At 38.6% G+C, this 15,665-nt stretch carries 11 protein-coding genes; 10 read left to right on the forward strand and 1 reads right to left on the reverse strand.

Features of this window, described 5'->3' with window-relative positions:
* Positions 1–41: 41 nt before the first annotated feature.
* From gdhA to H4683_RS06455, 10 genes are all read left to right on the forward strand, one after another.
* A complete protein-coding gene (gene gdhA / locus H4683_RS06410; protein ID WP_192598019.1) occupies positions 42–1,424 on the forward strand; it encodes an NADP-specific glutamate dehydrogenase in 1,383 nt (460 codons plus the stop codon).
* Between the two features lie 189 nt (positions 1,425–1,613).
* Positions 1,614–3,182 carry an efflux RND transporter periplasmic adaptor subunit gene (locus H4683_RS06415; RefSeq protein WP_192598020.1) on the forward strand — a complete coding sequence of 523 codons (1,569 nt, stop codon included), beginning with the start codon at positions 1,614–1,616 and terminating at the stop codon, positions 3,180–3,182.
* Positions 3,179–6,259 carry an efflux RND transporter permease subunit gene (locus H4683_RS06420; RefSeq protein ID WP_192598021.1) on the forward strand — a complete coding sequence of 1,027 codons (3,081 nt, stop codon included), beginning with the start codon at positions 3,179–3,181 and terminating at the stop codon, positions 6,257–6,259. Before H4683_RS06415 ends, H4683_RS06420 begins: the two co-directional genes overlap by 4 nt.
* A gap of 21 nt (positions 6,260–6,280) precedes the next feature.
* Complete coding sequence (locus H4683_RS06425) at positions 6,281–7,729, forward strand: TolC family protein (RefSeq protein WP_192598022.1); 1,449 nt, start codon at positions 6,281–6,283, stop codon at positions 7,727–7,729.
* A 231-nt stretch (positions 7,730–7,960) separates the two neighbouring features.
* Positions 7,961–9,172: an argininosuccinate synthase gene (locus H4683_RS06430; protein WP_192598153.1), complete on the forward strand. Its 1,212-nt coding sequence runs from the start codon at positions 7,961–7,963 to the stop codon at positions 9,170–9,172.
* A gap of 360 nt (positions 9,173–9,532) precedes the next feature.
* On the forward strand, positions 9,533–11,107 hold the full coding sequence (locus H4683_RS06435) for a flagellar basal body-associated FliL family protein (protein WP_192598023.1): 1,575 nt from the start codon (positions 9,533–9,535) through the stop codon (positions 11,105–11,107).
* Between the two features lie 20 nt (positions 11,108–11,127).
* Positions 11,128–12,351, forward strand: coding sequence for an ABC transporter permease (locus tag H4683_RS06440; protein ID WP_192598024.1), 1,224 nt, complete (start codon positions 11,128–11,130; stop codon positions 12,349–12,351).
* A 5-nt stretch (positions 12,352–12,356) separates the two neighbouring features.
* Positions 12,357–13,472 (forward strand): ABC transporter permease, encoded by a 1,116-nt coding sequence (locus H4683_RS06445; RefSeq protein ID WP_225941952.1) that lies wholly within the window; start codon positions 12,357–12,359, stop codon positions 13,470–13,472.
* A 1-nt stretch (position 13,473) separates the two neighbouring features.
* Positions 13,474–14,139, forward strand: coding sequence for an ABC transporter ATP-binding protein (locus H4683_RS06450; RefSeq protein WP_338062417.1), 666 nt, complete (start codon positions 13,474–13,476; stop codon positions 14,137–14,139).
* Between the two features lie 73 nt (positions 14,140–14,212).
* A complete protein-coding gene (locus tag H4683_RS06455; protein ID WP_225941935.1) occupies positions 14,213–14,794 on the forward strand; it encodes a YdcF family protein in 582 nt (193 codons plus the stop codon).
* A 46-nt stretch (positions 14,795–14,840) separates the two neighbouring features.
* Here H4683_RS06455 and H4683_RS06460 read toward each other — a convergent pair whose 3' ends face one another.
* On the reverse strand, positions 14,841–15,635 hold the full coding sequence (locus tag H4683_RS06460; RefSeq protein WP_192598027.1) for a histidinol-phosphatase HisJ family protein: 795 nt from the start codon (positions 15,633–15,635) through the stop codon (positions 14,841–14,843).
* Between the last annotated feature and the right edge of the window lie 30 nt (positions 15,636–15,665).

Here is a 15,665-nt window from a genome sequence, read left to right on the forward strand (position 1 = left end):
TAGCTTCTCCTTTAGTATATTCAAGAAAGGGATGAGTACGGATGACAAGAATAGTTGGAGTTCAAACGAACAATAAAAATAGAGCGAATGATTACGTCCATGGAGTATATGAGTTAGTGAAGAAAAGAAATCCTGATGAAAAAGAGTTTTTACAAGCTATAAGAGAAATATTCGACTCCCTTCGTCCCATCTTTTCTAAACATCCAGAATTTATTACGAATGGTATACTTGAACGCATTACAGAACCGGAACGCATCATTACATTCCGTGTTGCTTGGGAAGATGACCAAGGTAAAGTTCATGTGAACCGTGGTTTCCGGGTACAGTTCAACAGTGATCTTGGACCGTATAAAGGCGGAATTCGATTCCATCCTTCTGTAAATAGTAGCATCATGAAGTTCCTTGCCTTTGAACAAATTTTTAAAAATGCATTGACGGGTCAACCAATTGGTGCTGGTAAGGGTGGTTCCGATTTTGATCCGAAGGGTAAATCGGAGCGTGAAATCATGCGCTTTACCCAAAGCTTTGTAACGGAGTTAAGTAAATATATAGGTCCGGATGTTGACGTTCCAGCAGGGGATATAGGCGTTGGAAAAAGAGAGATTGGTTATATGTTTGGGCAATATAATCGCTTGAAAGGTGGATACGAAGCAGGCGTTTTCACCGGTAAAGATCCGAATCATGGCGGAAGTCTAGGACGTAAAGAGGCGACTGGGTATGGTACTGTCTATTTCGTTGATGAGATGTTGAAGGGGGAAGGTAAAAGCTTTGAGGGAGTTACCGTTGTCGTTTCTGGTTCTGGGAATGTCTCCACATATGCAATGGAGAAAGCCATTCAGCTCGGTGCGAAAGTCGTTGCGTGTAGTGATTCAGGCGGCTATATTTACGATGAAAACGGTATTGATATAGAAATGGTAAAGCAACTTAAAGAATATGATAACAAACGGATTTGGGAATATACAAAAGCATATCCACATGCGAAATATCATGAGAATTGTTCTGATATTTGGTCAATTCCATGTGATATCGCCCTTCCTTGTGCGACCCAGAATGAGCTAGATGAGATTGCAGCTCATCTGCTTATTGCAAATGGAGTGAAAGCGATTGGAGAAGGGGCAAATATGCCATGTACACAAGAAGCAATGACATTATTTCATGAGAATGGCGTCTTATTTGCTCCAGGAAAAGCTGCGAATGCTGGTGGTGTTGCGGTATCTGCTATGGAAATGTCTCAAAACAGCATGAGGCTCTCTTGGACAGTTGAAGAAGTCGATGAAAAACTTCAGCACGTTATGAAAAATATTTACAGTAGCTGTTTGTCAGCGGCAGAAAGTTTTGGTCATCCTGGCAATCTAGTAATTGGTGCAAATATCGCTGGATTTTTAAAAGTCGCTAATGCGATGGTTGCACATGGCATTAATTAATTAAGTATATGGTAGCGCGAATAAAACGGGTACACAATCGATTCATTGTGTACCCGTTTTTGATTTAGTTGAAAATGATTTGAAACCTTTTAAAAGTAAATTCGTCATAAAGATTAGAAATAATAGTAAAATTTTCAGGAGTTTCATAGCTATTAAGTCTAGAATCTTATACCAAGAAAGGACGCAATTATGAGAATTTATACTATTTTAATAAGTATGATGATACTACTAACTGGGGTACTAACAGGATGCAATTCTACTAATTCTACTGAAGAAATGGACGAGCTTTCCTTACCTCAACCAGAAAAGAAAGTTATTGTCGAAACAGAAGTCATTAAACAAGGGGACTTATATTCGGAAAAGAGGCTATCGGGTCAAGTAATTTCAATTGAAGAATCAGACGTATACGCAAATATTGGTGGTAGAGTTACGAAAATGGTCTTTAAAGAAGGACAGGTTGTGGAAAAAGGACAGGTAATTGCACAGCTTGATTCAGAAGAGCAGGAAACAGCGATTAATCAAGCGAACGATGCAGTAGATCAAGCACAGATTCCGATTGATCAAGCAATACAGCAACTACAAAATGCGGAAACCGGAAAATTACAAGCAACTAAACGTCATGAACAAGTAAAATTAGCATTTGCAAGACTTGAAGAAAAATACAGTAAGTCGCAGAAGCTTCAAGTTGAAAGTATAGAGGATACGCCCCAAAAAATTGATTTAGCAGAATTGAAAAGTCAATGGGACAGTGCGATTAAAAACGTTGAAAAGTCAACAAGGCTTTATGAGAAAGAGATTATTCCTCGAAAAGAAGTAGAGCAGGCACAATCACAAGAAGAAAGTGCAAGAAGAACCTATGAAAAAGGCTTACTGACTGCAAAGGAAGCCTTGCTCACTGCAAAAGAATCCTCCAAAGAGATAGAGGGCACAATAGAAAACGATAAAATCAGTTTAATGATTTCCGAAATGGAGCTTAAACAATCTGATGCGGCAATCGAGCAGGCAAAAATAACGCTCGCACAGGCAAAACACGCTGCCCAGCAGGTTAGTAAGACTGCCGCGAAAGCAAAAAGTAAGCTTAGTGAATCAGTCATTCGTGCACCTTTCACAGGTGTTGTGAAAAAAATACATATACGCGAAGGTGGCTACATAGCGCAGCAAGCTCCAATTGTAACTATGTTTAATCATCAGAAACTAAAAGTTGTTGCTTCTGTTTATCCTTCACAGAAAAAAGATTTTTCTAAAGGACAAAAATTACAAATACTAGATGTAAATGGTGAAGTGAATGATGAAGGAGAAATCGTACATATTTCTCCTTATGTAGATGAGAAGGGTTTCTTTCAAATCGAGGCTTCTATAAAAGGAAATCAAACAAACTTTATTGTCGGAGAATACAGGGAACTGCTAGTAGAAACAATTGCAGATAAGAATCAATTATTAATACCGACAAAAGCAATTACGGAAAACGACGGAGATGCATTTATTTATGTAATAAAAGATTCTAAAGCTGTTTATAAGGAAGTAGAAGTATTACAAATGCAAGCGGAATGGACTTCTGTGAAAGTGAATAGTAAACCAGGGGAAGAAGTTGCTGTTAAAGGTATGGTGTTACTTTCAGATGGTTTGGATGTGCAAGTTCTTGGTAAAAACAAGCCTGTAGAAAAAGAACTAAAAAAAGAAAAAGAACCGGTCGCCTCGCCAAGCGAGAAAGACGGAAAGGTCGCCTCGCCAAGCGAGAAAGACGGTGAGTCGAAATGATTACTTGGGCAGTAAAGCATTCAGTCGCCGTAACTTTGCTACTACTAGGAATAGTGGTAGCAGGGGTGCTCTGTATCCAAAAGTTTAATGTGGAATTGATGCCTCAAATTAAAGATCCAATGGCATATATCAATTCAAGCTATCCAAATGCATCTGCTAAAGAGGTCGACAAAACGATTACGGAACCACTGGAGCGAATGCTTAAAGAAGATGGAGATGTTAAAAAGGTATCTTCCTACTCGTCCAAAGAATCTTCCGGTATTAACATCTCGTTTAAATCGAATGTAGATATTGATAAGAAAATTCTAGATCTTCAAAAGAAGATTTCTGAAAGTAAAAGCACGATGCCAGCAGGTGTACAAAACATAGAAATCTCTTCGATTAGTCAACAGATGGGTGCATCTCCGATTCTGGGATTCTCGATTTTAGGAGCAAAGGGAGACGAAGCGTTTCTTAAGAATATAGAAAAAGAGATAGCCAAAATAGAAGGTGTGGCAAAGGTCAATTTACTGGGAAGCAAAGTAAGAGAAATGCAAATTCAATTGGACTCACAAAAGCTCGCAAATAATAAATTAACGATTACGGATGTATTGAATGCATTCAAAAAAGATCCAATGCAAACGATTGGCAACATAAAAAAAGGAGAAAATAATTTACAAATCATTGTGCCAGAGGAACAATATACAGTAAATAATATTGAACAAACAATGATCACAACGGCGGAGGGTTTTATTGTCTCCATTCAGGACATTGCGGAAATAAAAATTTTGAGCGATGAAGAAAAACGCCAATATACAATTAATGACAAGCCTGTTGTCGGATTCTCTGTTTTAAAGGATTCTAATGCTAATATCGTAAAAGTTACGGATGCAGTTGTTGAAAAAATAGATGCGTTAAAAGGAACGTTACCAAAAGGAATTGACATTGAAATTGGGGAAAACTCAGGTATCTTTGTTAAGGAATCGATTGAGCAAGTTACGAATAACTTAATTCTTGGTGGATTTTTAGCTAGTGCGGTTTTATTTTTCTTTTTCAAAAATATTCGCATACTAGCGATTATAACTCTATCCATTCCAATTTCGGTTATAACGGCATTAATTGTTCTCTATTTTTCAGGGCAAACGCTAAATGTGCTTTCTTTAGCAGGACTAGCACTTGGGGTCGGCATGATGGTGGATAGTTCGATTGTCATTCTTGAAAATATTATTAAATACAAACAAAAAGGGATATCGATATATGAAGCTGTAAAGCAGGGAAGCAAAGAACTACGCCCAGCGGTTATTGCATCTACATTAACGACGATCATTGTTTTTTCACCAATATTTTTTATTGATGATATGATGATTAAAAGTATCTTCTTACCCTTTTCTCTTGCCGTAATATTTACGTTAATAGCTTCTCTCATAGCGGCATTAACCATTGTTCCTATGCTATCTTATAAATGGCTTGGGAATGAAAAAGTAGTCATAAAGAAAAATGCCAAGTGGCTTAGAATGCTTATCTTCCATTATCAAAGAGTATTGAAGTGGTCGCTAAAAAAACGTTGGCTCACTGTTATTGTTACGCTAGCCTTAAGCTTTGGAAGCTTGTTTTTGATTCCTATAATCGGCTTTGAGGCAAAGCAAGTGGAGGATGATGGAAGACTTTACATTAGTGCTTATGTAATGGAAAAGCAATCCAAAGATGAGCTAATGGCACTAGTTAAGCAAATAGACGATGCAGTGATGCCTTTTGAAAAAATAATTAATGTGAAAGAGAAGTCTATTGAAGAAGATTATATCTTCTTGGCGATTCAATTAGTGAAGAAGAGTGAGCGTAAAGAAACATTAAAAGAGATTGTTGCACAAATAAAAAAATCATTAACACCTTCGCAAACAATCGATATGTCTGTTAATGGAGAACCCCTTAGAGTTTTCGATATGCCTTGGGAGGATAGAATACAAGTCAATTTAGTAGGGACGGATTATGTTGTTTTAACGGCATTAACGGAACAGGTTACGCTCTTTATGGAAAATACACCTGGGATTGGTAAAATAAACGCACCAAATGTAAGTGGAGAACCACAATTAAAACTGGTTGTAAATAAACCTTTAGCCGCAAAATATGGGTTGGATCGAGAACAAATTGTAACACAAATGCAAGAGGCGGTAATGAAAAATGAGGTGACGCGCTTTACCGAAAATGAGGTTGAGTATCAAGTCTATTTGAAATACTCAGACCAACAAACGGATACTGTTGATTTTTGGCAAAACATGAATTTGAAAACAGCTACCGGTGCAACCATTCCGTTGTTCGCCATAGCGTCTTTTGAACCCACGAGAGGTCCAATATCAATAGAACGCGAAGATTACAAACAAAAAATAACGATTAGTGCAGTTGTTGCTGATGTTGAGAGAATGGGCGAAATAACGGATGAATTCAATCAAATGCTGGAAGAAATACCGTTCCCTCCGGATCACGAATATAAATTATTTGATGATTTCGGTGCTGAAGAAAAAGAGATTGTTAATAAGCTCATACTAGCAATAGTAGCGGCTGTTGTTCTCGTATATTCAGTTATGGCAATCCAATTTAACTCTTATATTCAACCCATTATTATCATGCTAGCTATTCCACCAACATTCATTGGCATAACTATGGGACTTTTACTCACTGGACAACCCTTTTCCCCCATTGCATCTATCGGGGTCATTATTTTGGCAGGAATCGTCGTAAATAATTCTATTATATTAGTTGATTATATTAACCAGCACAAGGAAGAGAACTGGAATCGAACAAAGGTAATTATAGCAGCAGGAAAAGAACGTCTTCGTCCGATTTTGATGACAACGTTGACAACTGTATTGGGGATGATTCCTTTGGCAATTGGATTTGGTGACGGAGCAAGTATGCAACAGCCAATAGGAATTGTAACTATTTTCGGCTTAACTGTATCTACATTGTTTACGCTGATTTTTATACCAGTTGTCTATACTCTATTTGATGACTGTTCAAACTTTATAAAACAATTTCCAAAAAAGATCCGTAAAAAAGCTAATTTATTTTCTAAGAATAAAATAGATGTCGAAAAAACATAATTGAGAAGGAGAGATGTTAAGATGCGTAAAAGTCTAATTGTCATTACCTGTCTTGTCACTTTGCTACCTTATTCAAAGGTATCGGCAAAGGGAAAAACAGAGCAATCATTATCAGAAGTAGTAAATAGCGTAATCAATCAAAGTTTAGATGCAAAATCGCTTATAATGGATAAGGAAATCTCACTATCCGGGGCTGCCTATAGGTATCAAGAAGGGTTTAGCGGATTGAAAGCAATTAACATTGAAATTCAAAATTTAACGAAAAGGTCCACATTGTTGGGTGTCGAATCCGAAGCTAACCAACTAGTGTATGGCTATTATAAAGATGGCCAATCGATTAAATTACAAGAGGATAACTTGAAAGTTACCGAAAAAGAATATCGAAATATTCAAGAAAAATACAATGAAGGACTTTCCGCCAAAGGAGATGTTCTTCGAGCGAAAAAAGGGTTAAGAGAAGCGGAGTTAGCAGTGAAATCAGCAAAATTAAAACTGGACGAAACGACTTTGCAACTAAACCAAAAAATAGGGAAAGAACTTAACGCAGAGCATAAAATACAAATTTTATCTGAATTTAGTTTGCTGAGTTCAACTGAATATGATGCTGAAATAATGGCAAAAGAGATGAAAGACAAACATCCTTCAATTGTTCTAATACGAAAGAAATTACAGGAATACAAAAATATTTTAAACAGAATTGACTCTCTTCCTAATTTGGATGAAGCAAAATACGTAAAACAACTAAATGGTTTTGAACAACAAATTTCAAATTTAACGAACAAAATGGATGATGCAAAAACTATAGCAAAAGAGGAAGAGTTAGATAAGTCGAAGAGTGGAGAAGAAAAAATAGAAATAGAAGCAGTTCATAAGAAGGTTTCTCAAGAATATAATAAGGCGCGAGATGAAGGATCCCTTTCGAAAGTTGAAGAAGAAAATTACTTGAAGAATATAAGTAGTTTTGAAAAGAAAATTAAAAATTTAACAGACAAAATGGATGAAGCGGATTCCGAAATACAAGAGGCAGTGGCAGCGCTAGGTTTATGGCAGAACGAGAGAGTAGAAGTAGAAACAGCCCATGAAGCGGTTTTAAAAGAATATAATAAATCGCTTGAAGAACAAAGAAAAGCTAAGCTGGAGCTCAAAGAGTATTATGCGAACGAAATTCAAAAAACGGAGATTGAACTCGTGAAACAAGAAAGAAGGTTAACTAGTAAAGTCACTCAGTTTGCTACTCAATTTGAAGTTTTACGCGGTCAGATAAAATTAGCGGAAGAAAAAGTAGAGGAAATCAATACCTTATATGATCAGCAAAAGGAATTGTATGACTTTGGAGAAATTATTTTCTTGGACGTACAAAAATCACAACAGTCAGGACTTGCTGATCAGATGGAGTTAGCTAATTATCAACTCGATTATCAAATTTTAAAAGAAGAATTCATCTTATTTAAAAACGGCTATATAATGTAGGATTTTAATTTTTACTAAGTTACTTTAGCGTATTAACTGATGCTATGAAATGCGTTTACTATTGTTTTGGTGGAGGGCTGTCTCTTAGTCGATTTTCCGACGATGAGGTAGCCCTTTACCTATGTACAAAAAATAGTTCAAGGATACCTATTGTGTTTAATTGAAAGTATGTTATTATAAAAATACTTGTTAATGCATAAACATTCAATCGTGTGCTGAAAGGGGATTTTTATTATGACGAAGAAAAAAGTAGTATTGGCTTATTCAGGAGGACTAGATACATCGGTAGCAGTGCAGTGGTTGACAGACCAAGGATATGCGGTTATCGCTTGTTGTTTGGATGTCGGCGAAGGCAAAGATCTGAAGTTCATCCAAGAAAAAGCGTTGCAGGTTGGTGCCGTAAACAGTTATGTTATTGATGCGAAAGAAGAATTTGCCCAGGAGTATGCTTTATTGGCCCTTCAAGCGAGAACCTATTATGAAGATAAATACCCCCTTGTTTCAGCATTATCGCGTCCGCTCATTTCAAAAAAATTGGTTGAAGTAGCCCATAAAGAAAATGCAACAGCCGTTGCGCATGGTTGCACAGGAAAAGGGAACGATCAAGTACGTTTCGAAGTGGCCATCAAGGCCCTTGACCCAACATTGGAAGTTATCGCACCTGTCCGTGAGTGGAGCTGGTCGCGTGAAGAGGAAATAGAATATGCGAGAGAGAAAAATATTCCGATTCCAATCGTTTTGGACAGTCCATATTCAATTGACCAGAATCTCTGGGGACGAAGCAACGAGTGTGGAATTTTGGAAGATCCATGGGCAGCGCCTCCAGAAGATGCATTTGGCCTGACTATTGCAATCGAGGATGCGCCAGATACGCCGGAAATCATTGAAATTGACTTCGAAAAAGGGGTTCCTATTAGTATTAGTGGAGAAAAGTATCCACTTAGTGAACTGATCTTGAAGTTGAATGAACTCGCTGGAAAACATGGCGTTGGAAGAATCGACCATGTAGAAAATCGACTTGTTGGCATTAAGTCGCGTGAAGTATATGAATGTCCAGGGGCTGTTACCTTATTGAAAGCTCATAAGGAACTGGAAGACATTACCCTTGTCAAAGAGCTCGCTCATTTTAAGCCGTTCATTTCCAAGAAATTGAGTGAACTGATTTATGACGGGCTATGGTTCTCGCCGCTTAAAGATGCGCTAGAAGCTTTCATTAAGGAAACGCAACAGTATGTTAACGGAACGGTCCGTGTAAAATTATTCAAAGGGCATGCTATTGTAGAGGGACGTAAATCGACAAATTCACTTTATGATGAAAAACTTGCGACATATACATCCGATGATGAATTCGATCAATCGGCAGCTGTCGGTTTCATTAAACTATGGGGCTTGCCGACAGAAGTGCATAGCATGGTCAATAACAAACAGGCAGTGAAGAATTGATAGTTTACTAATCCAAGAACCTTTCACTCATACGGGTGGAAGGTTCTTCTGAATTGTATTAGTCGTTATCTTACATTAACGGACTGGCCGACGAAAGTCGCTATGATAGAAGAAGAGAGTCTACATGTGTGACTTCGTGTCGCAAGACTGTAATACTAGCTTTCTGATTGCCTTGGCAACGTCCTGTACGAATAATTAGTGGGAATAAGAGCCACTCTCTGATTGAAGTTTCACTTTGCTAATAAAAAATTAACAATTTAAACTAATTAACAAAGGCGCATTTTTCCTGTAGTATGTAGTAAAATCACAAGTGTGGCAGAGAGTAGTAGTTCTCAGAGATTTTTAAAGGGGGAAATAAAAATGGAAAATGAAGTAGGCAAGAAAAAGTCACCAAAGTTGATAATTGCTTTAGTTGTAACAGCATTGGTATTACTCGGTGGAAGTGCATCGGCATTCTTTATTCTCAATAAATCACCGAAAATCGAGTATTTGATGGCAGAAGTGAATACAATCAAACAAATAGGTGAACTTTTCGAAGATCGCTATAAAAATGAAATGCAATGGATGGAAACGCAAAAGAAAAAACCAGTCGAATCAACATTCGATCTCTCGGCAGAATGGAATGACCCAGACATCGACTACGACATGGAGGAAGTCCAAGGTATCATTAATAGTGTTACGCTTTCCATGAGGAATGTATTTGACCCCGTGAAAAAAGAAACTGAATTTGAAATGGCCGGCGAACTTGGAAGCACAGAAGTCAAATTTGGTAAGGTATTTATAACGCCAGAAAAGCTATTAGTAGCATTGCCTTTCATGGATGATCTGATTCGATTCGATGATGATGATTTCGGAAGATTGATGAAAGAACAGGATGTGGATTACGAAGGAAACGAAAAACTCGGACTCTCCCAGCTGTTTGAAGACTCTTTTTCAACGACAGAAGAACTTAATAAACATATCGAAAAAGAATATTTGACGTATTTCTTTAAAGAACTTCCTGAAACAGCGTTTACAAGTGTAAAAGAAGACATCGAAGTGTTTGATAAAAAGATTAATGCCAAGAAAATAGCGATGAATCTTTCCGAAAAAGAAGTCAAAACATTGATGAAAAATATCTTCAAAAAAGTGAAGGAAGATAAGAAGCTGAAAAAAATGTTGGAAGAACAACTGTCGATAGCTTCATTCGGAAGTGAAATCTCACCAAGTGAATTAACGGAACTATTCGAAGTATATGATGAAGGACTTGATGAAGCGATAAAAGGAATAGACTCGTTGTCAATTCCTAACGGTATCCAATCAACGATTTGGCAGCATTCAAACAAAATCGTGAAACGTGATTTTGCTATGGAGATTGGCGAATTTGAGGGCGAAGAAGCAACAATTAAAGTCAGCGGAACTCAACTGCTTGAAAAGAATGAACAAAAGTGGAAGTATACGATTGCAGTCATAGATGCCGACTCAGATGAAGAAGAAGTTGTCAAATTCGTGGGTGATTTAAAATGGAAAGACCAAAAAGCAGAAGACTCGATTACAATATCCGCGGATAGTGTCAAACTTCTCTATAAAGGAAAAGAAAAATTGGATGGGAAAAAACGTACTTTTACGCGCTCATTGAGTCTTGCTGATGGAGATACGTCTCCTAAACTAGTGTGGAGTGGGAGTGCTACACATGAAAGTGATTCGATGAAAGCAAATCACGCATTTACCGTAACTGAACAAGGTATGGAAGAAGACATGTATAATCTTAATGTGAAACAACAAGGAAAAGTCGTTAAAAAAGTAGATATGCCAGTTGAATCGGATGATACGGTTAAGTTGAAAGATATGAATATGACTGAAATTGAAAGTTACATTGAAGATGATCTTGGACCTAAATTCCTAGGATGGTTTATGGAATTGATGGGAGATGTGGAAAGTGAGATTTACAATTAAGAAGGTTGGATGTGAGTAATTTGCAATCCATAAGAACAATAATATTTTTTTTCAATCAATATAATAAGCAGGTGAAGAAGAAGTGGGCGACACTTCTTCTTCTTTTTCTATTCCCAATTTGTTTGATTGGTTTGTTGTTGGGCCTTATTGCTGGACTTATCATGCCGCCAGAAAACACGCTTATTCGAGTAATTCTGGTTGATGAAGATGGAACGAAAGAATCCATGTTGTTCACTAGGTTGCTGGAAGAAACAGCTACAGACAATCAATTCATCCAAATTGTTTCAATGACAAAAGAACATGCAGAAAGGTTAATGGAACAAAATGAGGTCAGTGCGTATTTTTCATTTCCGGAAGGATTTACTGCGGATCTCTATGAAGGGGAGTCTGTCACAATTCCGATTGTCGGAAACCCATCTAAGCCAACAGAAAGTCAAGTAATCAAGCAATTAGTAGACAGTATGGCACGCTTACTTGCGACTGCTCAGGCAAATATACTAACAATTAATGATTATGCCAAAAAGCTGGATATGTCGAAAAGTGAACGCGAGGAAATGTTGTTGCAGCAGTTTATGGATTTCACACTGTACACTTTGGGGAAGAATAAGTTGCTTGATGAAGAAGTCATTGCCAACGTTGCAACGTCCTCACCGAAACATTATTACATATTGGCAGGCTGGTTTACGTTACTATCGATTTGGTTGTTAGCTTTTTATATGGTAGTTGGAAAGGAAGAACATGCCGCGATGCTTGTTCGTATGAAGTTGTTTGGTGTAACAATCTGGCAGCGTATTTTCGCACGTATTCTTGTGTCGTTGAGTGGAAGCCTTCTATTTGCGGCAGTGATGTTCTATGTTATCGAACAGTTCATTCAGTATGACTTATATGTAGTGGATTATTTACGTTTTGGGCTGTTTGCATTTCTTTATGGATTGCTATTTTTGATTGGTGTTGCCGTGATTGATGTCTGGATTTCATCGCGAAAAATTGTGTTGCTGCTGCAAAGTCTATTTACTTTCTTCCTGCTATTCATAAGTGGAGCGGTCATTCCAACATTGTATTTCCCACAAGCGGTTCAAGGTGTTTTGCCGTTTGTTTTTTCCTATGAAACGATGAACTGGCTAATTGACATTGTACTGGAAGAGCGGAATTATGCAGACTTCACAAAAATGATGGTTTCTACCGGCATCGGTCTTGTCCTCTTGCGGCTATCCACGATTGCGAAAGAGAGGTGGTCAAGGTGAGATGGATGGTACTGACCCGATTCAGAAATGAATGGAAAAGCATTGTTTGTTGGTTACTTTTGCCGATTGTCATGACACTGTTGGTGATGAAGAGTGTTGGAGTGTGGCAAGAGGAAACAAAAGTGCCGATTGCGCTTGTCGTGCAGGAAGAGACCCAATTAGCCAAGCAGCTTGTGGATGAGATTGTGAACACGGAACTTCTCCATGTTCATTTCATGGTGTTGGATGAAGCGCTGCATAAACTGGAACAGCATGAGCTTGACAGTGTATTTGTCATTCGGGAAGGCTATGAGGAGAGTGTCCTATCGAATCGGCGCAACCAACTTATTGAAGCTTATTCATCCAACCAATCGTTCGCCTATCAAGCTGTCGTGGAAACGATTACTTCTTTGGCACAACAAGATGTGGCCCGTTCAAAAGCGTCTTTTGTTATCAAACAGTTATTCGTCGACTATGGAAGGGAAAGCGAATGGGATTACGGTGAAATTATTGGAAAAAGTCATGAACGTCAACAAAACGAAGCATTACTTCGGACAAGTTTCTCTTATTATGATAAAGAGGAGACGTCAAATGACTCAACTGCTCCATTACTACAAGTATGGGGTGTCTGGACACTCTTTGCGATGATTACGACATTCTTTCTGTTCGATTGGATGCTGAAAGAAAATCGACCTTCTATGCGCCCACGCTGGCTGTTCACGGCGATTTCCTTTAGAAGATATGCACTCGGCATGCTATTGTTCTATACAGCTATCTTATTTTCAGTAGATGTACTGACGGCATTTATCTTTTTGGCTCTATTCGATGAGGCGGTAACGATACGAATTCTTCTGTCGTTATACGCTTTCCGTTTGACGGTGAATGTCCTTGCTTTTTTACTAGCGAGCGTATACCGCCAATTGTTCATGTACTATGTGAGCGGCATCGCGATCGCATTGTTTTTGATTGTTATCGGTGGGGCGATACTTCCCCTTGATGGGCTTATGCGAAAATGGCCATGGATTGAATTGCTTAGTCCTGTACAATCGTTATTGACCGGGTCTATTCCAATCGGCTGGCTTATTGCATTATCCACATTGCTTGTCCTTTGGATGTGGAAAGGAGGGAAGACAATTGCTTGAAGTGGAAGGCTTGCAAAAAAGGTATAAACAGAAAACAGTTTTGGAAAATTGTTCATTGCAAATGAAACAAGGGGAGATTGTCGGCTTAGTCGGAGAAAACGGTGCAGGGAAATCGACGATGCTTCAATTGTTGGCGACGATTATGCAGCCGACAAAAGGTGAAATCCGGTTGGACGGACTCTCTTATAAAGAGAGTGTTAAAGAGGTTCGTCGGAAAATCGGTTACGTTCCCCAGGATATTTCGATTTGGGAAGAATTCACGGTGGAGCAGAACATGCTGTTTTTTGAGAGACTATCATGGAAAAAACGTACACAAGAAGAGTGCCGACAATTATGCATAGATATGCAATTGACCCATTGGAAAGAGGGCGTTCAGTCACTATCGGGCGGCATGAAACGGAAGTTGAATTTGGCGATCAGTCTTCTCCACGATCCGATTTTACTGTTGTTGGATGAGCCGACAGTCGGCATCGATCTCAAGTCTAAAACGGAAATCGGAACGTATTTGCATAGCTTGGCTAAAAATAAGGGGAAAATGATCATGTACACTTCACATGATATGGACGAAATCACAAATGTGTGTGACCGCGTCTATTCAATTGGAAAAGATTCATTCTATATGGATTTATTGCAGGAGAAGGGAATTCCTGTAGAGCAGCTGCGCTGAATACTATCTACTATCAAGTAAGCCATGTTATTCTAGAGTCAATAGACAAAGCACAGTGAAACGAGTGAATGAGTTGAAAAAATCTATGAAATGGATACTTGTATTGATAATCATAACAGTGATAATCGGATTCGTTTTCTGGGTGCAGGCGGGAAAATGGATGGCTGATGGATTGGATGCTAAGGCGGATGGAACGAATGAGTATGCGATTGTTCTTGGCGCCAAAGTGAGAATAGATGGGCCATCCCTTTCTTTACGTTATCGACTAGAGTCCGCATTGGAGTACGCGAACGACTATCCCGATGTGAAACTAATCTTATCTGGAGGGCAAGGGCCGGATGAGCATATGAGCGAAGCAGAAGCTATGCGAATTTATCTCGTAGAGAATGGCATTGAGGAAGAGCGATTGCTGCTTGAATCGGAGTCGACTTCCACGTATGAAAATATGGTTAATTCGAAAAATTTACTGCCGTCGACTATTCAATCTGTCACAATTATTACAAGCGACTTCCACGTAGCGCGTGCAAGGATGATAGCGAGGAGTCTTAATCTCCAAACAGATGCGGTGGGAGCTAAAACGCCGGAAGTGGTCAAGGTGCAATCGAATGTGAGGGAACGGATAGCGCTTATAAAAACATATATCGTAGGGAAATAAAACACGCATCCGCCAAGACAGTGGCGGATGCGTGTTTTATTGTTTATTAGAGTTTGTCAATCAAATGGAAAGATGGGCTTCCTTTATCAAATGTAGCGATATATTTGAACCCGATGGAATCCAGCAATTGGAGTGAGCTATTAAAATCATATGCGATTTCGGCCGGTCTATGAGCGTCGGAACCGAGTGTGATGATTTCACCGCCACATTGTTTATAAAGTTTCAAAATAGCATCATTTGGTAGACCGCTCGTTAAACCGTAACGTACACCCGATGTATTCAACTCAATTCCTTTGCCTTCCGGAATAATGATGCTGAATATTTCTCGCAATTCATCATGAAAATCGTTGTTGACCTGTTCCTTGGCATAGCGTGTTATAAGATTGATATGGCCAAGTATGTTGTACTGCTTGTAATTTTTCACACAATACAGCAATTCGTCATAATAAGTTTTATACGCCTCGTCAACAGTCTTGCCAATGAAAATATCGCCGTAATGCAATCCCTTCTTCTCAACGGTATGCATCGAGCAGATGACGAAATCGAACGCCTCATTGGCCATCAGCTCGCCGTATTGCTGTAATAGATGAGGCTGGACACCGATTTCCACTCCTTTTTTAATGATGATTTGCTCGTTGTATTTCTCCTGCATCTCCTTCAATTTGTCTGCATACTGCCTTTTATCGAAATCAAAAACAATTGTGTCATCGGGATAATCATAATCGATGTGCTCAGTGAAACAAATCTCGATAAGCCTCTTTTTAATCGATTCTCGAATCATCTCTTCCATTGAAGTCATACAATCTGCCGAAAAAGAACTATGCATATGATAATCAAACATAAAAAACATCTCCTTTAGTGTTGACATTTG

The organism is Sporosarcina limicola (assembly GCF_014873855.1).
Taxonomy (GTDB): Bacteria; Bacillota; Bacilli; order Bacillales_A; family Planococcaceae; genus Sporosarcina; species Sporosarcina limicola.